This is a genomic window from Virgibacillus alimentarius (assembly GCF_000709085.1).
In the GTDB taxonomy this organism is placed as follows: Bacteria; Bacillota; Bacilli; order Bacillales; family Amphibacillaceae; genus Virgibacillus_B; species Virgibacillus_B alimentarius.
Window position 1 is genome coordinate 1 of record NZ_JFBD01000074.1, and the last position, 24301, is coordinate 24301.

The 24301-nt window shown below is 35.9% G+C and carries 21 protein-coding genes, 1 rRNA gene, 1 pseudogene, 1 riboswitch and 1 other annotated feature; of the genes and pseudogenes, 8 read left to right on the forward strand and 15 right to left on the reverse strand.

Going from position 1 to position 24301, the window contains the following annotated elements:
• Window positions 1-136: ribosomal RNA gene (locus GZ63_RS0111970) — 16S ribosomal RNA — on the reverse strand; the annotation flags it as partial.
• Window positions 137-496: 360 nt separating this feature from the next.
• Complete coding sequence (locus GZ63_RS0111975) at window positions 497-805, reverse strand: rhodanese-like domain-containing protein (protein WP_029269856.1); 309 nt, start codon at window positions 803-805, stop codon at window positions 497-499.
• 106 nt (window positions 806-911) lie between these two features.
• Here GZ63_RS0111975 and GZ63_RS0111980 point away from each other — a divergent pair, with 106 nt between their 5' ends.
• Window positions 912-1679: a hypothetical protein gene (locus tag GZ63_RS0111980; RefSeq protein ID WP_051681486.1), complete on the forward strand. Its 768-nt coding sequence runs from the start codon at window positions 912-914 to the stop codon at window positions 1677-1679.
• Between the two features lie 42 nt (window positions 1680-1721).
• Here the strand turns inward: GZ63_RS0111980 and leuS are convergent, their stop codons facing one another.
• Window positions 1722-4136: a leucine--tRNA ligase gene (gene leuS / locus GZ63_RS0111985; protein ID WP_029269860.1), complete on the reverse strand. Its 2415-nt coding sequence runs from the start codon at window positions 4134-4136 to the stop codon at window positions 1722-1724.
• 72 nt (window positions 4137-4208) lie between these two features.
• Window positions 4209-4424: a binding site (T-box leader), on the reverse strand.
• Window positions 4425-4589: 165 nt separating this feature from the next.
• On the opposite strand from leuS, the gene GZ63_RS0111990 reads away from it, so the two are divergent.
• Window positions 4590-5150: a class I SAM-dependent methyltransferase gene (locus GZ63_RS0111990; protein WP_029269862.1), complete on the forward strand. Its 561-nt coding sequence runs from the start codon at window positions 4590-4592 to the stop codon at window positions 5148-5150.
• Between the two features lie 25 nt (window positions 5151-5175).
• Here the strand turns inward: GZ63_RS0111990 and GZ63_RS0111995 are convergent, their stop codons facing one another.
• Window positions 5176-6258 (reverse strand): tetraprenyl-beta-curcumene synthase family protein, encoded by a 1083-nt coding sequence (locus GZ63_RS0111995; RefSeq protein WP_029269864.1) that lies wholly within the window; start codon window positions 6256-6258, stop codon window positions 5176-5178.
• A gap of 92 nt (window positions 6259-6350) precedes the next feature.
• Between GZ63_RS0111995 and GZ63_RS0112000 the strand changes: the two genes are divergently transcribed.
• Entirely contained in the window at window positions 6351-6878 is a 528-nt protein-coding gene (locus GZ63_RS0112000) for a gamma carbonic anhydrase (RefSeq protein ID WP_029269866.1), read from the forward strand.
• Window positions 6879-6943: 65 nt separating this feature from the next.
• On the opposite strand, the gene asnB is transcribed toward GZ63_RS0112000, so the two are convergent.
• Both asnB and metK read right to left on the reverse strand, forming a co-directional pair.
• Window positions 6944-8848 carry an asparagine synthase (glutamine-hydrolyzing) gene (gene asnB, locus GZ63_RS0112005; RefSeq protein ID WP_029269868.1) on the reverse strand — a complete coding sequence of 635 codons (1905 nt, stop codon included), beginning with the start codon at window positions 8846-8848 and terminating at the stop codon, window positions 6944-6946.
• A gap of 140 nt (window positions 8849-8988) precedes the next feature.
• Window positions 8989-10191, reverse strand: coding sequence for a methionine adenosyltransferase (metK, locus tag GZ63_RS0112010; protein ID WP_029269870.1), 1203 nt, complete (start codon window positions 10189-10191; stop codon window positions 8989-8991).
• Window positions 10192-10394: 203 nt separating this feature from the next.
• A riboswitch (SAM riboswitch) is annotated at window positions 10395-10500 on the reverse strand.
• A 221-nt stretch (window positions 10501-10721) separates the two neighbouring features.
• On the opposite strand from metK, the gene pckA reads away from it, so the two are divergent.
• The 4 genes from pckA (at window position 10722) to GZ63_RS0112030 (ending at window position 15079) form a co-directional block, all read left to right on the forward strand.
• On the forward strand, window positions 10722-12311 hold the full coding sequence (pckA, locus tag GZ63_RS0112015; protein ID WP_029269872.1) for a phosphoenolpyruvate carboxykinase (ATP): 1590 nt from the start codon (window positions 10722-10724) through the stop codon (window positions 12309-12311).
• A gap of 156 nt (window positions 12312-12467) precedes the next feature.
• Window positions 12468-13457: an ABC transporter substrate-binding protein gene (locus GZ63_RS0112020; protein WP_029269874.1), complete on the forward strand. Its 990-nt coding sequence runs from the start codon at window positions 12468-12470 to the stop codon at window positions 13455-13457.
• 13 nt (window positions 13458-13470) lie between these two features.
• Window positions 13471-14286, forward strand: a complete 816-nt coding sequence (locus tag GZ63_RS0112025; protein WP_029269876.1) for an ABC transporter ATP-binding protein — start codon at window positions 13471-13473, stop codon at window positions 14284-14286.
• A complete protein-coding gene (locus GZ63_RS0112030) occupies window positions 14270-15079 on the forward strand; it encodes an ABC transporter permease (RefSeq protein ID WP_029269878.1) in 810 nt (269 codons plus the stop codon). Before GZ63_RS0112025 ends, GZ63_RS0112030 begins: the two co-directional genes overlap by 17 nt.
• A gap of 30 nt (window positions 15080-15109) precedes the next feature.
• Here the strand turns inward: GZ63_RS0112030 and ytkD are convergent.
• The 9 genes and pseudogenes from ytkD to GZ63_RS18450 form a co-directional block, all read right to left on the reverse strand.
• Window positions 15110-15597, reverse strand: a pseudogene (gene ytkD, locus GZ63_RS16770) (RNA deprotection pyrophosphohydrolase).
• Window positions 15598-15634: 37 nt separating this feature from the next.
• Window positions 15635-16153, reverse strand: coding sequence for a hypothetical protein (locus GZ63_RS0112040; protein WP_051681487.1), 519 nt, complete (start codon window positions 16151-16153; stop codon window positions 15635-15637).
• A 126-nt stretch (window positions 16154-16279) separates the two neighbouring features.
• Complete coding sequence (locus GZ63_RS0112045; protein ID WP_029269882.1) at window positions 16280-16600, reverse strand: hypothetical protein; 321 nt, start codon at window positions 16598-16600, stop codon at window positions 16280-16282.
• A 194-nt stretch (window positions 16601-16794) separates the two neighbouring features.
• Window positions 16795-18267 (reverse strand): o-succinylbenzoate--CoA ligase, encoded by a 1473-nt coding sequence (locus GZ63_RS0112050; RefSeq protein WP_029269884.1) that lies wholly within the window; start codon window positions 18265-18267, stop codon window positions 16795-16797.
• 127 nt (window positions 18268-18394) lie between these two features.
• Window positions 18395-19213 (reverse strand): 1,4-dihydroxy-2-naphthoyl-CoA synthase, encoded by an 819-nt coding sequence (menB, locus tag GZ63_RS0112055; protein ID WP_029269886.1) that lies wholly within the window; start codon window positions 19211-19213, stop codon window positions 18395-18397.
• Window positions 19214-19232: 19 nt separating this feature from the next.
• Window positions 19233-20042 (reverse strand): 2-succinyl-6-hydroxy-2,4-cyclohexadiene-1-carboxylate synthase, encoded by an 810-nt coding sequence (gene menH / locus GZ63_RS0112060; protein ID WP_029269888.1) that lies wholly within the window; start codon window positions 20040-20042, stop codon window positions 19233-19235.
• Between the two features lie 6 nt (window positions 20043-20048).
• Window positions 20049-21794: a 2-succinyl-5-enolpyruvyl-6-hydroxy-3-cyclohexene-1-carboxylic-acid synthase gene (gene menD, locus GZ63_RS0112065; protein WP_029269890.1), complete on the reverse strand. Its 1746-nt coding sequence runs from the start codon at window positions 21792-21794 to the stop codon at window positions 20049-20051.
• Between the two features lie 4 nt (window positions 21795-21798).
• The gene (locus GZ63_RS18445) at window positions 21799-22542 is read right to left on the reverse strand and encodes an isochorismate synthase (RefSeq protein WP_226374402.1); all 744 of its coding nucleotides are present in this window, start codon (window positions 22540-22542) and stop codon (window positions 21799-21801) included.
• A complete protein-coding gene (locus GZ63_RS18450) occupies window positions 22487-23185 on the reverse strand; it encodes a hypothetical protein (protein ID WP_226374403.1) in 699 nt (232 codons plus the stop codon). Before GZ63_RS18450 ends, GZ63_RS18445 begins: the two co-directional genes overlap by 56 nt.
• Window positions 23186-23361: 176 nt before the next feature.
• On the opposite strand from GZ63_RS18450, the gene GZ63_RS0112075 reads away from it, so the two are divergent.
• The gene (locus GZ63_RS0112075) at window positions 23362-24291 is read left to right on the forward strand and encodes a 1,4-dihydroxy-2-naphthoate polyprenyltransferase (protein ID WP_029269892.1); all 930 of its coding nucleotides are present in this window, start codon (window positions 23362-23364) and stop codon (window positions 24289-24291) included.
• Window positions 24292-24301: the final 10 nt, after the last annotated feature.

The following is a 24301-nucleotide window of genomic DNA, read 5'->3' on the forward strand; positions in this document are numbered from 1 at the left end:
GTGTTACTCACCCGTCCGCCGCTCGTTCCACAAACGTCACCCCCCGAAGGGGATCGATTTGCTTCACGCGCTCGACTTGCATGTATTAGGCACGCCGCCAGCGTTCGTCCTGAGCCAAGATCAAACTCTCCATAAAAGTTTGTGTGAAATTGACACCAATCAATTCTACAAATGTCTTAGCTTTACTTCTTGCATGTAGATAATCAGATTGTATTCATGAATTTAGATCAGTTGATCTGCATCCACAACCACAAGCTATCATCTATATTCTTGACATACTGGTTGTTTTGTTCAGTTTTCAAAGAGCAATATCTTTATAGTAGAATGATTATATCATGTTACATATAGTTTGTCAATCCAACGAAATTCGCTCATTTCAAAGCGTTTATTTCATCCTTTCGTTGACAGCAAAAATAATTTTACAACCGAAGAACAAAAAAGTCAACACTTTTTTATGATTTTTTTCACATTATACCTATGCCAATTTGATAAAGTTTTAAATAATTATTTCTCCATCCCAATCAAGCATTCCACCAACCAAGTTAGAAACTTTATATCCATTTTCATTTAAGTATAATGCAGCATTCATACTTCTTCTTCCAGAACGACATACAAGTACATAGTGTTTACTTTTATCTAAATCCTTCATTTCTTCAGGAATTTTATCTAAACGAATATGTTTTGCGCCTTCAATCATTCCTTGTGCAACTTCTTCATCTTCACGAACATCAATTATCTCTATCCCTTGATTCGTTTCCTTTAACTCCTGCAATTTATTTGGTGTTATTTCATTTATATTTTCCATCTCATTCATCCTTTTTTTTATTTTCCATTCAATAATACTTTTTTTGCGTATAGCTTTCAATATCTAACACAAAATAATTTCACCTGATCACATTGGAGAGATTAGTATGAAATTAAGATTTTACGCTCTAGTTCCTTTATGTTTAACTTTTTTTATTTTCAGTTTAGGTTTTGTAACATTTGCAAATGAAAAGGGAGAAGAACCCGAACCTGTAGTTATCAAAACATATGAAGAAGATATTACTGGAGATGGTTTAAAGGAAACCATCAAATTAAAAGGTGTTTTACTATCCGAAGATTCGGATTACTTCCATAAAGTTTGGGCGAATATAAAGGGGAAATATAATCAACAGTGGAAAATTCATTTTGAAAGTGGATATAAGCCGACTATTCTATTTAATGATTTAACGCATAATAAGGTGAATGATATGTTATACCAGAGTGCATCTAAAGACAATAACGAACAGTATAATTATCAATTGTATACACTTAAAAATGAAAAGGCCACTGAAATTCCCTTGCCTGAGCAGGATTATATACAAGGTAAATTCAAAGATAATTTTAAAGTCGATATTCGAATATCCCATGATGCAGATTCTGAAATTGTAAATATAAAAAATCAAGCATCTAAATATGTCCAATTAGGTATTTATAATGAACAAGGTGAATTACAAAAGCCCACTTCTGCAGTTATAAATCCAATCTCCTTTATTGAACCGAAATTAATTAGTAAAAGTAAAGGTATGGGAATGAAAAGTTTTCAACAAATTAATGCTACTAAGAATACTGATCAACTCGGTACCATAGAAACGCTTTGGTATTACGAAAAAGGGGATTGGATCATTTTGAAAACAAAATGGGTTCGTGAAGATTAAAAAAATGAAAAGGATCTCTTTATAGTTGAGATCCTTTTCATTTTAATTTGCAACAATGTTGACTAACTTTCCAGGAACAACGATAACTTTTCGAACCGTTTTTCCTTCAATCCATTCCTGGATTTTTTCATCTGAGAGTGCTTTTTGTTCAAGTTCTTCTTTTGGTATATCTTTTGAAACACGGATTTTTGAACGTACTTTGCCCATGATCTGTAAAACAATTTCGACCTCATCTTCGACTAGTTTTGTTTCATCATATGTTGGCCACTCTTCATATGCGATAGTTGTAGTATTTTCAAGACGATTCCACAATTCTTCACCAATATGTGGCGCAATAGGCGAAAGTAATTTAACAAATCCTTCTATATACTTTTTAGGAATCATCTTTGCTTTTTGAGCTTCATTCACAAACACCATCAGTTGAGAAATACCCGTATTAAAGTGCAGATTTTCATAATCCTCAGTAACTTTTTTTACTGTTTCATGATAGACTTTATCCATCGATGAATCATCCGAAGTCTCTGAAATTTTCTCAGAAATTTTACCCTCGTCCGTAATAATCAGACGCCATACACGATCAAGAAAACGACGTGCGCCGTCCAAACCACTTGTTGACCAAGCAACTGCAGCATCAAGAGGCCCCATAAACATTTCATATAGGCGTAAAGTATCGGCACCATGAGAAGTTACAATATCATCTGGATTAACAACATTTCCTTTTGATTTACTCATTTTTTCATTACCTTCTCCAAGAATCATTCCTTGGTTATATAATTGCGTAAAAGGTTCTTTCGTTGGTACAACTCCAATATCATATAAAAACTTGTGCCAGAAACGTGCATATAATAAGTGAAGTACTGCATGTTCTGCTCCCCCAATATATATATCGACCGGCAACCACTCATTTAATACTTTAGGATCTGCTAGCTGCTCCTTATTATCCGGATCTATAAACCTTAGGAAGTACCAGCAGCTGCCTGCCCATTGTGGCATTGTGTTTGTTTCACGTCGTCCTTTCATTCCGGTTTCTGGGTCGGTCACATTAACCCAATCGCTATTAGCTAGTGGGGACTCTCCAGTTCCAGATGGTTTTATCTCTTCTAATGTAGGTAACTCCAAAGGTAATTCCTCTTCGGGAACCGCGCTCATTGTCCCATCTTCCCAATGAATAATTGGAATTGGTTCACCCCAGTATCTTTGACGTGAAAATAACCAGTCACGAAGACGGTAAGTCACTTTCCTTGTACCTTTGCTATTTTTTTCAAGCCATTCTATCATTTTTTCAATTGCCGCATCTTTATTTAGACCATTCAGAAAATCAGAATTAATTAGTAACCCATCGCCAGTATATGCTTCGTTGGAAATATCTCCACCAGAAACAACTTCTGTAATTGGCAGATTAAATTTTGATGCAAATTCAAAGTCTCGCTCATCATGTGCAGGAACAGCCATGATTGCTCCAGTACCATACGTCATCAACACATAATCTGCTACCCAGATCGGCATTTTTTCATTATTTACAGGATTAATAGCATAAGCACCGGTAAAGACACCTGTTTTATGCTTTGCTAAATCAGTTCTTTCCAAATCAGATTTTGTTTGTACTTCTTTTATATATGCTTCAACCGCTTCCTTTTGCTCTGAAGTTACAATTTCTTTAACATAAGGATGCTCTGGTGCTAAAACAGCATAAGTTGCACCAAATAACGTGTCAGGTCTTGTGGTGAATACATTAATTCCTCTATCATGCCCATCGATAGAAAATATAACTTCTGCCCCTTCAGAACGGCCTATCCAGTTGCGCTGCATATCTTTTATACTTTCAGGCCAATTTAGCTCTTCTAAATCCTCAAGTAAGCGATCAGCATAAGCCGTAATTTTCAGCATCCATTGTTTCATTGGTTTGCGGATAACAGGATGGTCACCACGTTCACTCTTTCCGTCAATCACTTCTTCATTTGCTAAAACCGTACCTAATGCAGGGCACCAGTTAACAGGTACTTCATCCATATAAGCTAGACCTTTTTCATAAAGTTTTGTAAAAATCCATTGCGTCCACTTGTAATAACTAGGATCTGTTGTGTTTATTTCCCGATCCCAATCATAGGAGAAACCTAATTCTTGAATTTGTCTTTTAAATGTTTTAATATTTTCTTCCGTAAATTCTGCCGGGCTATTCCCTGTATCGAGCGCATATTGCTCTGCAGGCAAACCAAAAGCATCCCAACCCATTGGATGTAATACTTCATATCCTTGCATACGTTTCATCCGAGAGATAATATCTGTCGCTGTATATCCTTCTGGATGCCCTACATGCAAACCCGATCCGGATGGATAGGGAAACATATCAAGCGCATATACCTTTTCTTTTTTTGAATGCGTGTCCGTTTTAAATGTTTTATTCTCTAACCAATATTGTTGCCATTTCTTTTCGATTTCACGATGGTTATAACTCATTATGATTACCTCCTTCTTCCTGATAAAACCAGCTTTTTCCGCAATTATCTAAAAAAAAGCCACTCATCCCTAAAAAGGGACGAGAAGCTTTTTCCCGCGGTACCACCCAAATTAACGCATATCGTATGTACGTTCACTTATATCTTTAACGCAGATGTACGGCAGAAACTACTTATTCACTTCTGCAACATTGCAGGTGAGTTCATAACAATTCAGGAACAGTTCTCACCAGCCACTGTTTCTCTAAACCTGAATACGATTATTACTACTCCAGCGCGTCGTTATTTGAGTTATTATATCGAATTTTAATGAATTCAATATACTTTGTCAAGACAATACATTTGGAATACTTTAGATTCCAGTGTTTAATAGCAAAAACAAATTTTTTAGATTATCTTTCCATCGTGTTAAACTTATTATAGCGTAATAAAAAAGAGGGGTTTGTAACTATTTATGTTAAAAGGTATTTTAAATTATTCTCATTATTTACTTGCTTTATCCACACAAAATGGAGAAACAGTTATTGATGCAACTTGCGGAAATGGAAACGACACACTTTTTTTAAGTAAAAAAGTCGGCAAGGAGGGGCATGTCCTAGCATTTGATATACAGGATCAAGCAATTAAAAACGCTAAGGCTTTAGTAGAAGGTCATAACTGTTCGAATATATCTTTCATTCATGACAGTCACGTGAATGTATCTGAATATTTATCTTCTGAAAGTAAAGTCGGAGCTGCTATTTTTAATCTTGGATATTTGCCAAAAAGTGATAAAACAATTATTACACAAGGTGAATCCACCATTTCATCTATAAAAAGTATCTTAGGTTTCTTAAGACAAAACGGGCTCATTGTTATCGTTGTATACCATGGTCATAAGGGAGGAAAAAAAGAAAAAGAAATGATCCTCAGCTATGTCATGAATCTTGATCAAAAAAAGTACCATGTATTACGTTACGATTTTATCAATCAAAAAAATAATCCGCCTTTTTTATTAGCTATTCAGAAAAAATAATGATTAACAAAACAAGCCTGTGTCTTCATAAGGGCTTGTTTTTCGTATTTTTAAAACGGTAATATATGATTGTATTCCAATAAAAAAACTTCGCTTTACGTCCGCTGATTTCAAGCAGTTCTTTTTTCATTTCTGCCCCGCTGGACAATTGCTTTACTTTCGGATCACCTAGGTATAACCCGACTAATCCGTGATGTATCATTTCATGAAACTTGGAGTCAGGAAGTTGCTGTACATGTTTATCCGCCTCTTTTATAAAATAAATAAAGCGTTTTTTCATTTTCTCGCCATTCGGATAATAACTGCAGAAGTTCAAATCCCCTTCATACCTATCTTCCTGTTGATCAATGTAATAATCCAATAAAATATGTAAGCCCTGCATAAACGGAAAATAACCATCGTATATTTTCTGAGCAAGCTGATCCGTAAGTTTCCCCTTTAAGGCATAAGACACAGTACAAAAAACCCCTAATGTGGAGCCAGCAGCTGCTGCAAATTCATACCATTTCAACGATGCCCAGTCCCCTCTATTTTTTTCATACCACTTCGTCAAACGGGGTATTCGCTCCATTTCAGTAACATGTTTATGAACCTGAAGATCTTCGTATAGACCTTCAAGTTTCATCATACACTCATATACCGTTGGTGAAAAGTTCAGCTGGTCAACCACTCTTTGACAGGTTTTAACAAGATCAATTAAATAGGCCGCATCTTCCTGTTCATCCCTTAATGCATAATAATTTTTCGGTTTATTTTCTGGTGTTAGAGCGTCAACCATGGCCTGATGCAGTAAACGAAAGTCGTTGGGATCCATTGATGTACTCCGGTCACACAAATTATCCAAATAATCACTTATAGTCTGGTAGGCAACGATAAAACGTATCGCTTCTTTCCATTCCTCCCCTGCCAACAAGGCATAAACAGCACCTCCCTGACAATGAAAACGTTTCGTTTCGATACTTGCAAGAGCTTGTGAACGAAGCTCACTATTTGGTATCCCCTCCGCTCGAGTTTGCCAAAAATGTAATTCTAGATCAACCTGAGGAAATATTTTTCGATACACAGAAAATATTAAAGTTAGTACGGTTCCTGGTATTCGTTCAACCACCCTGCTACCTCCATTTCTAAAACTTCAAATCTATTTTAATCAATTTTTTTTGCTATACTACATATATCATCAAATAATCAGGAGGATTTCAAATGATACACCCTTATGAAGACATTCACCCTTCTATTCATGAAACAGTTTTTATTGCACATAATGCAACAGTGATTGGAAATGTAAGCATTGATGAGGCATCCAGCATATGGTTCCATACCGTCCTTCGTGGTGACATTGCACCAATAATAATAGGTAAAGAAGTGAGTGTTCAAGATTTATCTATGATCCATCAAAGCCCTGATATGCCAGTTATTGTCGAAGACGGCGTAACAATCGGCCATCAAGTTACATTACATTCAGCAACCGTCAGGAAAAACGCTTTAATAGGTATGGGTTCTTTACTATTGGATGGCGCTGAAGTAGGAGAAAGTGCGTTTGTTGGAGCTGGTAGCTTAATTCCACCGGGAAAAAAAATACCGCCACATACACTAGCGTTAGGCAGACCAGCTAAAGTAGTTCGAGAACTATCCGAAAAAGACTATAAAGAATTAGAACGTGTACGAACTGCTTATGTTGAAAGAGGAAAATATTATAAAAATAATACCTCTTTAGGGCTACCATTTTAATCTATAAAAGCAGGCTTTCAGTATATAACTGTTTTGCCTGCTTTTGGTCATTTTGAATATATTATTTAGTTGGTTACTTTTGCTATCTCTTTATCTGGTTTGCTTAATTCTGATATGTCAAACTTATTTTCTACGAATATTTGATGCCAAAGCATAAACATGAGAACAGTCCATATCTTTCTGCTATAGTCTCCCTTGCCTCGGCAATGAGCTTCAAGCAAATCAAGAACATAAGATTTATAAAGTAAATGATCTGTCTGACTTTCCTGAATCAGCTGTTTAGCAAAATCATATAACTCATGCTTTAGCCAATGACGGATTGGTACTGGAAAACCAAGCTTTTTACGATCAAGAACATGATCAGGAATAACACCCCGTGAAGCTTCACGTAAAATATGCTTCGTTGTCCCGTTTGCAATTTTAAGGTCAACCGGAATTCCATTTGCAACTCGAAATACTTTTTTATCAAGAAATGGAACACGTACTTCAAGCGAATTTGCCATCGTCATTCTGTCCGCTTTTAATAAGATATCGCCACGCATCCATGTATGGATATCAACGTACTGCATTTGATTAACGAGTGGATAATCGCGTACATTGTCAAATAACTTACCAGTAATTTGCTGATAAGATATATTTTCATTATGATATTTAAGTATTTGCCGCTTCTCATCATCTTCGAACATTTTTGCATTACCAATATAACGCTCTTGTAATGGCGTTGTACCACGTTCTAAGAAGCTCTTTCCTCTTACACCTTCAGGCAATACTTCTGCAACTTTAGCTAGCAAACTTTTAGCAGGTGTTGGGATTGAATCAAACAATTTTAAGGACTCCGGTTCACGGTAAATATTATATCCACCGAATAGTTCATCTGATCCTTCACCTGATAAAGCGACTGTAACATGCTTGCGTGCCTCACGAGCAAGAAAATACAACGGCACACATGACGGATCTGCTAATGGATCATCCATATGCCACATAATCTTCGGAAGCTTTTCAAGATATTCATCTGGAGTTATCACATAAGAAATATTTTCAACATCTAACTTATCAGCTGTTTCTTTCGCTACATCAATTTCTGAAAATCCCTCACGCTCAAAACCAACCGAAAATGTTTTAATATTTGGATTAATTTCCTTTGCCATGGCAACGATGAGTGTGGAGTCTATGCCACCGGATAGAAACGATCCAACAGGAACATCACTACGCATATGAACGTGAACAGAATCATACAGGCTATCTTGAATTCGTTTTATCCAATCCTGCTTGTCCATTAATACAGGGTTGAATGTTGCTTTCCAGTAACGATGAAATGCAATGGGCTCTCCAGGTTTTTGTATGAAGTAATGACCTGGCTCTACTTTTTTTATCCCCGTAGTCATTGTCATCGGTTCTGGAACAAACTGGAAGCTTAAATAATGATGCAATGCCTCTTGATTTACTTCCTGCTTATCCATCATTAATGCAATACTTTTTTTCTCAGAGGCAAATAATGTACCATTCTCAGTTTCATAATAAAACAAAGGTTTAATGCCAAAAGGATCTCGAGTACCGTAGAGTGTCTCATTTTCTTTATCCCAAATCAAAATAGAAAACATACCTCTTAGATACTGGAAAGCTTTTTCTTTATGTTGAGAAAAAAGCGCTGCAATGACCTCTGTATCAGAGTCTGTTTCAAATGTATATCCTTCTTTTTGCAGATCTCTATGTAATTCCACAAAATTATATATTTCTCCATTAAAAATCAACCATATTTTATCATTATCATAGCTTAATGGTTGTGCACCATTATCGATATCAATAATACTTAAACGTCTAAAGCCGAATGACACATATTGGTCATGGTAATAGCCCTCATCGTCAGGGCCACGATGTGTTATAAGGTCATTTTGCTTTTGAAAAAAGTCCATTTCTTCATTATCTAAAATATTTTGTTTGTTACGGATCATACCGATAAAACCACACATATTCTAGCCTCTCTTCCAGTCATGTTGAATCGTTAAAATTATATCATAAAATGGCTGATCCCGATATAATTATTTGATTCTGTTTTCCTTTAAATAAAAGGGATATTGTATAAATTCATACAATACCCCCCTTAAAATTATTACTTTAATGTCAGCGCCTTTAATTCTTCCACTTTATCTGTCTTCTCCCATGGAAATAAAATATCGGTTCTTCCAAAGTGACCATAAGCAGCTGTTTGTTTAAAGATTGGTTTTTTTAAGTCAAGCATACGGATAATACCAGCTGGTCGTAAATCAAATAATTCACGAATTGCTTCAACCAATATATTTTCGTTTACAACACCTGTTCCAAATGTGTTGATTGTAATCGATACAGGTTCAGCGACTCCAATAGCATAAGCAAGTTGTACCTCGCATGTTTTTGCAAGTTTAGCTGCGACGATGTTTTTTGCAACATAGCGGGCAGCATATGCCGCAGAACGATCAACCTTCGTTGCATCTTTTCCACTAAATGCTCCCCCTCCATGTCGAGCATAACCACCATACGTATCAACGATGATTTTACGGCCGGTTAATCCGACATCACCTTGGGGGCCACCTATGACAAAACGTCCTGTCGGATTAATGAAATATTTTGTTCTCTCATCCAGTAAATTTGGTGAAACCACAGGACGAATCACATATTCCACCATATCTTTTTTAATTTGTTCGATGGTCATTTTTTGATGATGCTGTGTCGAAATCACAATCGTATCTACGCGGATTGGGTTACCATTTTCATCATACTCAATTGTTACTTGCGTCTTTCCATCCGGACGCAAATAATTGAGTAATCCTTCTTTCCTTACATCAGCCAACCGTTTGGAAAGCTTATGTGCAAGGGAGATGGGCAATGGCATTAGCTCTTCGGTTTCATCACTTGCAAAACCAAACATCAACCCTTGATCTCCCGCACCAATTGATGCAATCTCCTCATCAGTCATTTGTCCTTGCCGCGCTTCAAATGCTTGATCTACGCCACTGGCAATATCAGGAGATTGCTCATCGATCGCAGTAAGTACTGCACATGTTTCTGCGTCAAATCCATATTTCGCCCGTGTATAGCCAATATCCTTGATTGTTTGTCTAACAATTGCTGGAATATCCACATAAGTATTTGTTGAAATTTCCCCTGAAACTAATACCATGCCTGTTGTTACTGTCGTTTCACAAGCTACCCGAGCATTTGGGTCTTCCTTTAAAATTTCATCTAAAACGGCATCAGAAATTTGATCAGAAATCTTATCTGGATGTCCTTCTGTCACCGATTCCGATGTAAATAGATGGCGATTTTTCATATTCATATGATTAAATCCTCTCTAAAATATGGTACGGATCTCTATTTTCCAGTTTTTAGCATATAGAAAAATCATCAAATCAAAAAGTATTTTATTTTGATTTTAAACAAACATTTTCTAAAAAAGAAAATTTCTTCATAATTTTATAATCCAAAGTGAAAACTAAAAAAGCCCTTCCTGCTATCTGAGGAAAGGGTTATTTCCTTTCACTCTTATTGTTCAAGGTTGAACCTTGCATCAGGTAAGCACCTTTTCACAAGTGTGATGGTTGCTGGGTTTCATCAGGGCTGTCCCTCCACCGACTCTGAATAAGAGAGTATCCGTTCGGATTCCATCGTAACGAAATAGCAATTGGATGTCAATACTTTTACTTTTTCTCATCGTAACATCTCTCCGATATTTTCATAAACTATTTTTAAAATAGTATGGACTATTTTTATTAATGTGTTATACTATTAACCATAATTTCATTATTTATTTATTTGATATTTGGCTTTTAAAAAATTAACGCATATAAAAAGGCAGGGATTTAACTTATGAACACCGTGAAGCAGTCAATATTTAAAGATCTCTTAGAACATAAAGGTATCCAACATAATTTATCAGTTCCACGATTAGCAGAGCAAATCTTGGAACGTGGGGAAGGCATATTAACAGCTACTGGGGCCGTTCGTGCTGAAACAGGAAAATATACTGGAAGATCGCCAAAAGACCGTTTTATTGTCCGTGATGAAGTTTGTGAAGACTTAATTGATTGGGGTTCAGTCAACAAACCAATTAATGAAGACGTATTTAATACACTATATGAAAAAGTCGTTTCTTACCTTAAGGATAAGGAAAAATTATTCCACTTTAAGGGATATGCTGGAGCAGATGCAAAATACCGTGTACCAATTCAAGTATTTAATGAATATGCATGGCATAATTTATTTGCAACTCAAATGTTCGTTCGTCCCTCTAAAGAAGAACTTCAAACACACGAACCTGAATTTACAGTTGTTTCAGCACCGTCATTTAAAGCAGATCCTAAAGTGGATGGTACTAATTCAGAGGCATTTGTATTAATATCTTTTAAAAAGAAAATTGTCTTAATTGGCGGTACAGAATATGCAGGTGAAATTAAAAAATCTATTTTTTCTGTAATGAATTACTTACTTCCACAACGTGAAGTATTATCTATGCATTGTTCCGCGAACGTGGGCCAAGAAGGTGATGTTGCTCTATTTTTCGGACTGTCAGGTACAGGTAAAACAACTTTATCCGCTGATCCATACCGCCGGTTAATCGGTGATGATGAACATGGTTGGAGTCCGAATGGTATTTTCAATATCGAGGGAGGGTGCTACGCAAAATGTATTAACCTTTCCCAAGAAAAAGAGCCGCAAATATATAATGCTATTCGATTTGGCTCTGTACTGGAAAACGTCGTTATTGATGATAAATCACGTAATCCTGATTATGATGATACATCATTCACCGAAAATACAAGAGCAGCATACCCACTGGAGAATATTGATAATATTGTAACGCCTAGTATAGCTGGTCATCCGAATACGATTATTTTCTTAACTGCAGATGCATCTGGTACACTTCCACCAATAAGTAAATTAACAAAAGAACAGGCAATGTACCACTTTTTAAGTGGTTACACAAGTAAATTAGCCGGTACTGAACGTGGTGTAACAGATCCACAAGCAACATTTTCAGCGTGCTTCGGATCTCCTTTCTTACCACTTGCTCCTTCAACGTATGCAGAGATGCTCGGTGAGAAAATCGATCAATTTAACTCAAATGTATTCCTAGTTAATACAGGCTGGACTGGTGGTGCTTATGGTGTTGGAGAACGTATGAAGTTATCTTATACCCGTGCAATGATACATGCTGCATTAGAAGGTGAACTCAATACAGTGGAAACAACGCAGGACGAAATCTTTGGATTATCAATACCATTGAATGTTCCAGGTGTACCAGACGAGGTATTAATTCCTAAAAATACTTGGACAGATAAAAAGGCATATGATATTGAGGCAAAAGCACTTGCCATGAAATTCCATAAAAACTTTAAAAAGTTTACAAACGCTAGTCAGGATATAAAGCAAGCTGGCCCATTATATTATTCTGAGTAAATAAAAACCGATCTCCTATCTTGAGATCGGTTTTTTTATATGTAAATAATGCGTTATCTTCCTATTCCCTCCTCTTAATATAGGCATTCACACATTTTTAATCCTTACATAAACTATTTCAGACCCATTACCATTTTCAAGAAAGGAACGATCGGCATGACGAAAATCAAATTTGTCGCCTTATTTTCATGTCTAATGCTTATATTATTAACTGCTTGTAACACAAATGAAAAATCATCTATAAAATTAGCTGAAGTTACGCGTTCCCTTTTTTATGCTCCACAGTACGTTGCATTAGAGAAAGGATTTTTTGAAGAGGAAAATTTAGATGTAGAATTACAGACGACGTGGGGCGGGGATAAAACGATGACAGCATTATTATCTGATGGTGCAGATATAGCACTTGTTGGCTCAGAAACATCTATTTATGTTTATACGCAGAACTCAAAAGATTATGCAGTTAATTTTGCAAATTTAACACAAACCGACGGAACGTTTTTAGTGGCGAAAGAAGAACACCCTGAATTTAAATGGAAAGATCTAAATGACAGTATTTTTCTTGGGCAGCGCAAAGGTGGAATGCCTCAGATGGTAGGTGAATTTGTTTTGAAAAAAAATAACATCGATCCACATAACGATTTAGAATTATTGCAAAATGTTGATTTTGCAAATATACCTGGTGCTTTTGTTTCTGGTGATGCAGAATATGTTCAATTATTCGAACCAACTGCTAGTGTGTTCGAAAAAGAAGGAAAAGGCCATATTATTGCATCTTTTGGAGAAGAATCAGGCAATGTTCCATACACCGGGTTTATGGCAAAACAGAGCTATTTAAAAGAAAATAAAGATGAAGCAAAAAGATTTACAAGAGCTATTTATAAAGCGCAACAGTGGGTGGAGGAAAATAGTGCTGAAGAAATAGCAAAAGTCATCCAACCTTATTTTGAAGATACCGAATTAGATATTTTAACCACCTCTATCCAACGATATAAAGACCAAGACTCTTTTGCAACGAACCCTAGCTTAAAAGAGGAGGATTGGGAGAATCTTAAAGAAATTATGAATGAAGCTGGAGAACTCAAAGAAGATGTGCCATACGATGAGCTAGTTAACACCGAACTGGCTGAAGAGGTCGCAAATGAGTAAGGAGGAAAACCATATGTCATTTCTTACCCTCGAAAACGTATCACATCACTATTTCACAAAGAATAGTTTTACAAAAGCCTTAAGTAATATTTCTTTTAATCTTAAGGAAGGGGAATTCATTTCAATCCTTGGCCCGAGTGGTTGTGGAAAATCAACGATTCTTTCTATTATTGCTGGAATTATGAAACACACTTCTGGAAAGGTTTTATTAAAACAAAGACCTCTAGAGGAGTCTGAACTGCCTATTGGATATATGCTGCAGCAGGATTACTTGTTTCCTTGGAAGACCATTATAGAAAACTGTTTAATAGGGCCAAAAATACGTAAGGATAAATCAGAGTATAAAATGAGTCAGGCAAAAAAGCTACTAAAGGAAGTTGGCTTAACAGATATAGAAAAGGAATTTCCGGATTCTCTGTCCGGTGGCATGCGGCAACGAGTAGCCTTAGTTCGAACATTAATAACGAATCCGGAAATTTTATTGCTTGATGAGCCTTTTTCTGCACTTGATTACTTAACAAAATTGAAATTGGAAAACTTAGTATCAAAGCTGTTAAAAAGCTATCACAAAACCGCCATCTTAGTAACACATGATATTGGTGAGGCTATTTCCATGAGTGACCGCATTCTTGTTATGAATGCTAATCCTGGCAACATTGCTAAAACATTCGAGGTGCCGGTTGAATTACGAAATGAAACCCCCTTTTTCGTCCGAAGACATCCAAAATATCAAATGCTTTTTGATAAAGTTTGGGATGAATTAAATAAAACAGAGAGCACTTCTTTAAAATCGATGGGAGGGGCAAAGAACGATGAAACAAAATTCTGATAATCACCTCTTTCAACAATATAAAAATAAACAAAAACGTGAAAAGAAAATCGTTATAACATGGCAACTAATCATTTTTATTGGTTTTTTTTCTGTTTGGGAATTAGCAAGCAGCTTATACTGGATAGATCCATTAATATTTAGTTCACCAAGTAAAATAATTGGTTTAATGATGGATAAATTTGCAGACGGCTCGATGCTCATTCACTTGCAAGTTACGCTATTTGAAACAATATTAGGATTTATTATAGGGACGATTGCAGGTATTATCATTGCTACATCCTTATGGGCATCCATCAGATTTTCAAGAATCATGGATCCCTATCTTGTTATTATGAATGCTATGCCAAAGGTCGCTTTAGGGCCAATTATTATTGTAGCACTAGGACCTGGCTATTTTTCTATAATCATTATGGGAGCAATCGTATCCGTTATTATAACCACACTAGTTGTTTATTCAGCTTTTAGAGAAGTCGATCCAAACTATGAGAAGGTTTTAAAAAGTTTTGGTGCTACGCGATGGCAATGTTTTAAAGAAGCAGTGTTTCCTGCTACATTACCGGCGATGATTTCCACTCTTAAAGTAAATGTCGGTCTTTCATGGGTTGGTATTATTGTTGGTGAATTTCTTGTCGCTAAAGAAGGTTTAGGCTATTTAATTATTTACGGATTCCAAGTGTTTGATTTTTCATTGGTAATGTCCAGTTTATTACTCATTGCCATTTTTGCAGCAATTATGTACAAAATAGTTGAAAAAATAGAAAGTTGGCTGATCAAACATACACATGAATAGCTCAAAAATATAAGCATCGTCTATATCTCATTATAATAGACGATGCTTATGTTGAAAATTTTCTTTTATATATTTCAATGAATGTGGTAAAACACCATCTTTCATAATAAAACTGTAAAGGTTATTATGTTTTATATTCGATGGTATATTGTTCATCATTTTTGGTCCTTCCGTTTCGAAATAATTTTCTTGGTCAATGATCTCATCAATTTCAGCGTAATAAACATTTTTTATAATACTGCCACTTTTTCCAGAAACAAAATATTGTCCAATATAATTAATCCTTTTAATTTTAGCACCCGTTTCTTCTTTCACTTCACGAATGGCTGCTTGTTTAGCTGTTTCACCTTCCTCTACCTTCCTCCTGGGAATTCAAGTCCTCGCTCTTTATGCTTTGTTAAGAGCCATTTATCCTTATGTCTGCAAATAACCCATACATGTTTTGGTTTTTTTGAAAAAGGATGATCATTAAATGAAAGATTCACTTCGTTATGGTAGTAATCTCTAAAAGTATACATGTTCCAGCTGCCTCATTTTCATATTCTTATTCTCATACTATAAATGTGTAATATCCGTTATTTTCCATGATTTATTTCTTGTAAATTCATATACAATCGTATAGGTGCCATACAAAGCAGAATCATTTACTTGCTTCACCTTCACTTTATTACTCTCTAATTGTACCATATCATAATCATTTTCTTTATTAAACCAAGGCGGTTTTGCAGTTGTTTTTAGGTACAAACCATCCTGTTTCTCATGATAATAATATTCTATATATGTTGACACAACACTGCTTGTTGCTATTTGATTAAAAGCGTGTGTTAACCCTTCTTTTGTATCATATTCTAATACTTTATTATTTTTCGTTTTTTGTATTAATTTATCCATAAATTGATCAGTTAATGAAGCGATTTGTTCATGGGACAATGATTGATCTTCTTCCTCTTGTGTTATGCTATGAACATTTTTTGCAGATATTATTTTCAGATTATTTGTTTGAAAAATGAATAAGGAAAATAAAATGGCAGAACATAACATCCATAATAAATACTTTGCTTTATGTGTTCTCATCGTAAAGTTCCCCCTTAGAATTTATATATAAGCCTGTCCTACTTATAATATTCCTTCAATTCCAAAAGGATAAACAACTTTACATACAAAAGAATAAGATAGCTTCCCATCTTATTCTTTCGTTCTTTACATATAATCATTTTTTAAAACATTCATACTTTCGATGTGCGCTTTTGTTTGTTCATCACCTAGTCCATAAATAAGCTGTAAGGCTTCATTTAAACCAAAATCATAATCATCGTTCGACTTATCCTTATGATATGCCAGAATCGGTACATGTGCTCTAAAAAAAGATCTTATACCAGCTCCGTGCATATTATCCATTTTAGCTCGTAATATACTAATTTCTTCATCTGTTGCATAAATGGTAAAAATGCTATTATTTCCATAAGGTATTTGAGAAATCTCATGTGTACCTACGTTTACATAATATCTTTTTCTTTCCATACAGCACCTCCTACTTTTAATTTGGCTCAAAAAAGCAGAAGCATGTATGGATTTTAAATTTTTTTAAAAAGAGCACTCATTAAAGGTACCGACCCCCGTAAGCTAGAGTAGAAAACTAACTTTCGGGGGTCGGTACCATGCAGAAGGATTTAAACTATAATTATACAAATTTTAATGAAAAATAACAAAATACGTCATTTGTTACGTTTTTCTAATCGCTCTATTAACTTATTCCTCAATAGCTTATTCGAAGCATTTTTAGGTAAGGATGCTACAAAATAAAACTCTTTTGGAATTTTGTAATTCGCTAAAGCATTTTTTGCATAATTGACAATGTCTTCTGAAGTTACATGTTCCTCATTTTTCACGACAAAAGCTACTGGAACTTGTCCCCATTTCACATCATTTTTTCCAACGACACCAATTTCATGTATTTGTTCCATACCTGCAAGTACACTTTCAATTTCAGAAGGGTATATATTTTCTCCACCAGAAATAATTAAATCATTCCTGCGATCAACGACGTATAAAAATCCTTCATTATCTACATAACCAAGATCTCCTGTAGCTAGCCAACCGTTACGTAAAGCTTTTTGAGTAGCGGTCTCATTTTTATAATATCCCGACGCAACCATTGGACCTTTTACATAAATTTCCCCAACATGTTCGCCCTTGTTATTACCAATTTTTAACTGTGCTGGAAACAGAGGCTTTCCTGCAGAACCTATCTTCTCTAATGCATTTTTTGGACTCAAGGTAACTATTTGTGACGAAGTTTCTGTCATGCCGTATGATTGAAATACTGGTATTCTTCTTGCTTTTGCTTGATTTAATAACGGCTTTGGAGCCGGACCCCCTCCAAGCAACATACAACGAAATGCAGTTGGATAATGGTTATTTCCAAGTAATTGAACTAATTCCTTGAGCATAATCGTTACAACAGAAACAATGGTAACATCTTTTTTCATAATAGCTTCATGAATTAATGCTGGATCATACTTTTCCAGTAAATAAACGGGTATACCATAAATGACACTGCGGATAAAAATGGATAATCCGCCTACATGAAAAATTGGTAATGTCGCTAACCATTTATCATTTTCAGATAACCCTAGATTTAATGCAGAACCGATTGCACTCCACCAATGATTTCCATATGTATGCATAACACCTTTCGGAAAACCTGTAGTACCAGATGTATAGATAATTGTAAATACATTATCTATATTTATTTCTGTTTTTAATTCGGTATTTTTCTCTGTTGATTGTTCTATTTGGGAAAATGTGTTAATCAAAACAGAAACGGGAAATTTCATTTTTCTGATTCTATTTTCCATTTCATCGCTGACAATGATGAAGGATACATCTGCATCTTTCACTTGGTAATTTAATTCTTCCTCTTTTAATCTGGTATTCAGCATAACCGAAACAGCTCCCAGATAACTTAACGCATGAATAGTAATCACCATATCTATACTGTTATTAGATAGAATTCCGATGTGAGAACCTTCTTTCACTCCATTTTCAGCTAATTTTTTCGCAAATGTTTGACTTGCAGAAGCCAATTCTAAAAATGTCATATGATAACCATCTGGCAATTCTATTGCAGTTTGATCAGGTGATAGTTCTGCTCTTTTACTTAACCAATGTGGTATCGTTTCAGTCATCACTTATAAAGCCTCCTTACGTAATTGAAAAGAGGCTTTTCCTAATGAGTTGACCCCCTCTATGTAAAATACTTTAGAGGGGGTCAACCATATGCTTCCTAAGAAAGCCTCTTTTGAAAAATATAGATTAAGGAAAGCGCGGAAATTGCTTGAAATCCGGTTTTCTTTTTTCTTTAAACGCATCTCGTCCTTCTTTTGCTTCGTCCGTTGTATAATAAAGAAGCGTTGCATCTCCACCAATTTGCTGCAAACCTGCTAAACCATCCGTATCTGCATTAAATGATGCCTTCAAGAAACGAAGGGCTGTTGGTGATTTTTGTAACATCTCTTCACACCACTGAAGTGTTTCTTCTTCCAACTTTTCTAATGGAACAACAGTATTTACCATGCCCATTTCATATGCTTCCTCAGCATTGTACTGGCGGCATAAATACCAGATTTCGCGTGCACGTTTATGTCCAACCATGCGTGCGAGATATCCTGCCCCATATCCAGCATCAAAGCTGCCGACTTTTGGACCTGTTTGTCCAAATACAGCATTTTCCGCTGCAATCGTTAGGTCACATACAACATGCAGTACATGTCCTCCACCTATAGCATAGCCTGATACCATCGCGACAACTGGCTTTGGTATCGTTCGAATTAGTCGCTGTAGGTCTAATACATTTAAACGCGGAACTTGATCTTCCCCTACGTATCCACCATGACCTCTTACAGTTTGATCTCCGCCTGAGCAAAAAGCTTTATCTCCAGCTCCAGCCAGAATAATTACACCAATGGATGAGTCATCCCTCGCATCAGCAAAAGCATCAATCATTTCATTTACAGTTAATGGAGTAAAGGCATTATGTTTTTCAGGACGATTCATTGTTACCTTCGCGATTCCATTATATTTTTCATAAATAATTTCTTGATACTCTCTTGCTTGTTTCCACTCGACTGTCATAGAAATCCTCCTTATGTAATTACAATGAATTTATTTTTAAAATAAACGCAGTTACTATTTTACCAAATATTTTAGGTTGTTCCACATGAATTGCATGCCCTGAATTATCAACAATCACTAGATCACTTGATTTAATACGTTTTTTCATCCTTTTATTAATTTGAATAAATTTTTGATCGTCACTGCCTACAACTAATAATACTGGCTTCTCAAATCTAGTTAACTCCGACCACCAGGAAGGTTGTTTTCCGTTTCCCATGTATCTTAAAGATCGGGCTAAACCCTCTTCCGTCTGCGCTAATCGTTCTTGTCGAATGGATTGCTGGACTACTGCTGATAATCTTTTTTGAGTGTGGAAAAGCGGGATATTTTCCCAGTAATGAACAAATGCTATTAATCCATCTTGCTCTATTTTGCTTGCGAGTTTTTCATCATTTGCAGCCCTATTCATACGCTCTTCTGTAGAATTTAACCCCGGAGAAGAACTTTCCAAACATAATGAAGTAACCATTTCAGGGTAAAACATTGCAAAAGATAACGCAGTTCTACCTCCCATTGAATACCCTACGAGATGAACCTCAGAAAGTTTTAAATGAAATAACAATTGCTTTATGTCAAAACAACAAGCCTCCATTGTTCTAGGAGATTGTGTTCTTGTTTTACCATGGCCCGGCAAGTCGACCGTAATAATTTGAAAGTGTTCCTTCAAAACGGGAATTACCGAATACCACGTAGATGTGCTGCCGGTAAATCCATGGAATAAGACAACAGGCGGACCATTTCCATCAATTTCATACCAATATTTCGCATCTTCTATTTTAAAATACAAAATATTTCACCACTCACGATTTAAAATTTCATTTTCTATTGCTCGCCACTTACTTTGATGCCATTTAAGATTTTCGGTTCGATCTGTTTTTACTTCTATAATGTTTATCCCTTTGTGCTTGTAACTTTTATGGAGTGCAATTCTTAACTCCTCTTCCTTCAACACACAAGAATAATTTCCTCCATACATTGTCACTGCATGCTTAAAGTCAATGTCTATAGGAGTTCCAAATAATGCTTCAAAATGTTTATCGTCACCCGCTTGCGGCAGAAATGAAAATATCCCGCCACCATTATTATTTATTAATAAAATCGTTATATTAAGCTGGTAATGTTTCGCAACCAAGAGACCATTTAAATCATGAAAGAATGACAAGTCTCCTATCACTAATGTGATATGCTCGCCTGAGGCTGCGGCTCCAAGACTGCTAGAGACCATACCATCTATCCCATTAGCCCCTCGATTTGCTAGAAGTCTTAATGTTTTAGATGTCGTCATGAAAAAGGTATCCACATCACGAATAGCCATACTATTTCCCACGTATAATGTGCTTTCTTCAGGAACAACTTCAAATAAAAGTCGTATTGCTTCTCCTTCAGTCAATTTCTCATTTTTTTCTTTTAACCTGAATAACTCTTTTTGAGCAATTGTGTTCATTTCTCTCCACTGACCTATCCAATGTGGGTCACAATTTATCTCCTCTGATGCAACGGTTAAATCCTTACAAAGCAAGATAGGGTTAGCGAAAATAAAAGTTGATTGATTGCCGGCTGGCTCACGAAACCCTTCATTTTCTTCCACAATAAATTGTTTTGTTTGATGGTGATCTTTCACATAAAAAAGATATGCCTTTGAAACTGGCATCGCCCCAAAGCGGATAATAAAATCAGGTTCGAGTTGCTTGCGAATCGCTTCATGACGCAAAAAGGAATCATACCCATCAATGATATGATTTTTATCATGTTTTCCTGATCGAATTTGGGATAGTGGGTCAGCTAAAATAGGTATATTCCACCTTAATGCTAATGTCGTAATAGCTTCAGCAAGGCTTTCACTTACTTGAGGGCCACATACAAATAAACCTCTTTTTTTGTTTTTTAAATCATCAAGAAGTTGTTTTAATTGAGGTTCGTCTAATATCTTTTCACCTACGTATGCAGGATGATACGAGTCCTCTTTTTCTTGCTCCCACAATTGTTTTATTGAAAAGTCTGGAACAAGCGGTTCCCGGAGGGGAAAATTTAAATGTACTGGTCCTGCATTCCCTTCTTGTGCTAAATAAAGAGCCCTTGCCGCTTTACTTCTGGCATAATTTAGCATCTTAGATGAAGCCTCAGGTAATGCCATTTCATGAAACCATTTAACATAATCCCCGTACAATTTAATTTGTTCTATTGCTTGCGGAGCACCGACGTCTCGAAGTTCATGCGGACGATCCGCTGTTAGAATGACTAGTGGAACTCTACTGTAATACGCTTCTACAATAGCTGGAAAATAATTTGCAGCTGCAGTTCCAGAGGTACATACCATAGCGACAGGATGCTTGGTTTGTTTTGCCATTCCCAATGCAAAAAAAGCGGCAGATCTCTCATCTATATGAATCCAAGTGTTTATTCCTTCATGTTCTGTTAATGTCATAGCCAGTGGTGTTGACCTTGACCCTGGTGAAATCACCACGTCTGATAATCCATTTTTGGCAAGTTCATCGACAAAATTCGCCACATACCGTGTTAATCTTTCCGTATGGTTCATTCCCTTATCCTCCTAAAACGGATAGCATAGGCAGAAACTTAATATTTGTTTCTTCATATTCTGCTTCAATATCAGAGTCCTTTACTACACCACATCCTGCAAACAAGGATGCTTTATCCCCTTTTATAAGGCCAGAACGTATGGCAACCGCGAATTCGCTATTTTGATTACTGTCCAGCCAGCCAATTGGCGCTCCATACCAGCCGCGATCTAATTGCTCATGTTCGCGAATAAAGGCTAATGATTCTTCTGTCGGGGTTCCTCCAAGCGCTGGAGTAGGGTGTAGCTCTCTAACAATGTCAAAAATACTGTATTTATCCTTAAGTTTTGCTATAACAGGTGTAAATAAATGTTGTAAATTTTTTAAAGGATAAATAACGGGCTTACCCGGGATATCGATATCTGTACAATAATCATTTATTGCACGCTTAATCATTTTTACAACAAAATCATGTTCCTCTCTATTTTTTTCATCGTCTAGAAGTGAGATACCTATTCTTGTATCCTCTTCCTTCGTATTTCCACGAGGTGCAGTTCCTGCTAAACATGTGGAAAGCAACTGGTTTTTCTCCAGTTTTACTAATCTTTCTGGGGTTGCACCTATAAAACAGTCATTCCCGTTTTCAAACGCAAAAATATAACTAGTTGCTTGTGTTTTAATCAATTTATCTATAATAGCGGAGATTTCTGCTTTATTCTTTAGTTCTAAGCGTAATTCCCTTGCAAGCACAATTTTTTTTTGCTTCATTCTTTTCAATCTTTTCCTTTGCAAGGCGAACACTGTGCTTCCACGCTTCAGGGTTTTTTTCTTCCTTCGACTTAATCCCAACTCCCTGGGGGATTTTAATAAAAGTATTAAACAATTTCTTCTCAGCTTGTTTACATGCCCTCAGCATCTGTTTTGGATGATCATTTTTCGTTACTTGAATATTAATTGTAAAATAAGTGGTGTTATTGTTTTTGGTTAATAAAAATTCTGGTATCGTAAATCGGCTTGGCTGGAAGTTTTCCCATAAACTGGATCTTTCTCGTTTAGGATCAAAAGACATACCGCCTAGTGCAAGTAGACCTGTACCTGCTACCTCATACGGATTATGAATGATTGCTTCTTGTAAGAGTTTATTCCACTCTTTCTCGGTTTCGTTATATCTTGATTTGTTTGCAACAATATCATATGCCTTTCCGACGCCGACTACGCAAAAATCATCAGCGGTACTAGACCAAAAAATTCGATTTTTTTCTAACATTTTTGCCGCTTCAAAAAATACAAGAGGATCTATTCTATTTACTTGTTTGGTAAAACTAACGAGCTGAATTTCTCCATTTGTTTTCACTTGATCAATCGCTTTACTAAGCAGAAATTCTATTTGGTCTTCCTTCATTTCAATCATCTAATATAAACCTCCGTTAAACATACGATGCAAAATACCCTTCTCTATTTTATTCTCTTTTTAATGGTTTCTCAAGGAAAGTCTTTCCCTAGCTAGTCTAACTTGCTCATTGACACACTTCACAGAATTACATAGACTTAGAATGATATGGACGAAAATTCAGGAGGAGAACAATAATGCAAGATAAAACAAATATAAAAGAAGTCCTAAATGAAAAAGAAGGCTTTCAAATCTGGTGGCGTCTGCTACGCCCACATACATTAACAGCCTCTTTTGTTCCTGTTTTTGTTGGTACCATGTTTGCATTTAATGATGGTACAATAGAGATTAGGTTATTTTTAGCTATGCTGCTAGCTTCTATTCTTATACAGGCAGCTACAAATATGTTTAATGAGTATTATGATTTTATTCGCGGTTTGGATAACGAACAGTCAGTTGGAATCGGCGGTACCATTGTTCGTGATGGTATCGCACCAAAGACAATCTTAAACCTTGCTTTTACCTTTTTTGGAATAGCCATACTACTTGGTGTTTATATATGCATGGAGTCAAGTTGGTGGATCGCAGTAATTGGTCTTATCTCGATGCTTTTTGGATATTTATACACCGGGGGCCCCTTTCCAATTGCTTACACACCCCTAGGGGAACTATTTTCTGGCTTTTTTATGGGAACAGTTATTATCGGCATCAGTTATTATATCCAGACACTCTCAGTTACCGTTGATGTTATACTCATTTCTATCCCTGTTGCTATATTTATCGCCAGCATTATGCTTGCCAATAATATTCGTGATTTAGATGGAGATAAACAAAACGGACGTAAAACAATTGCTATTTTAATCGGACGTAAACAAGCGGTTAAATTAATGGGATTTTTATTTACTGCATCTTACGTCCTGACCGTTCTTTATATTATACTTGGTATTTTACCTATTTTATCTATTGTTGTAATACTTAGTAGCATAAAGGCACGAAATGTAATAAAAAATTTCGAAGGAAAAACAAAACCTATTGAAATGCTACCTGCAATGATTGCTACAGGAAAAACTAATACTTTATATGGTATCTTACTTGGACTTTCATTGCTTATTAGCCACTTTATATAAAAAGGAGAGC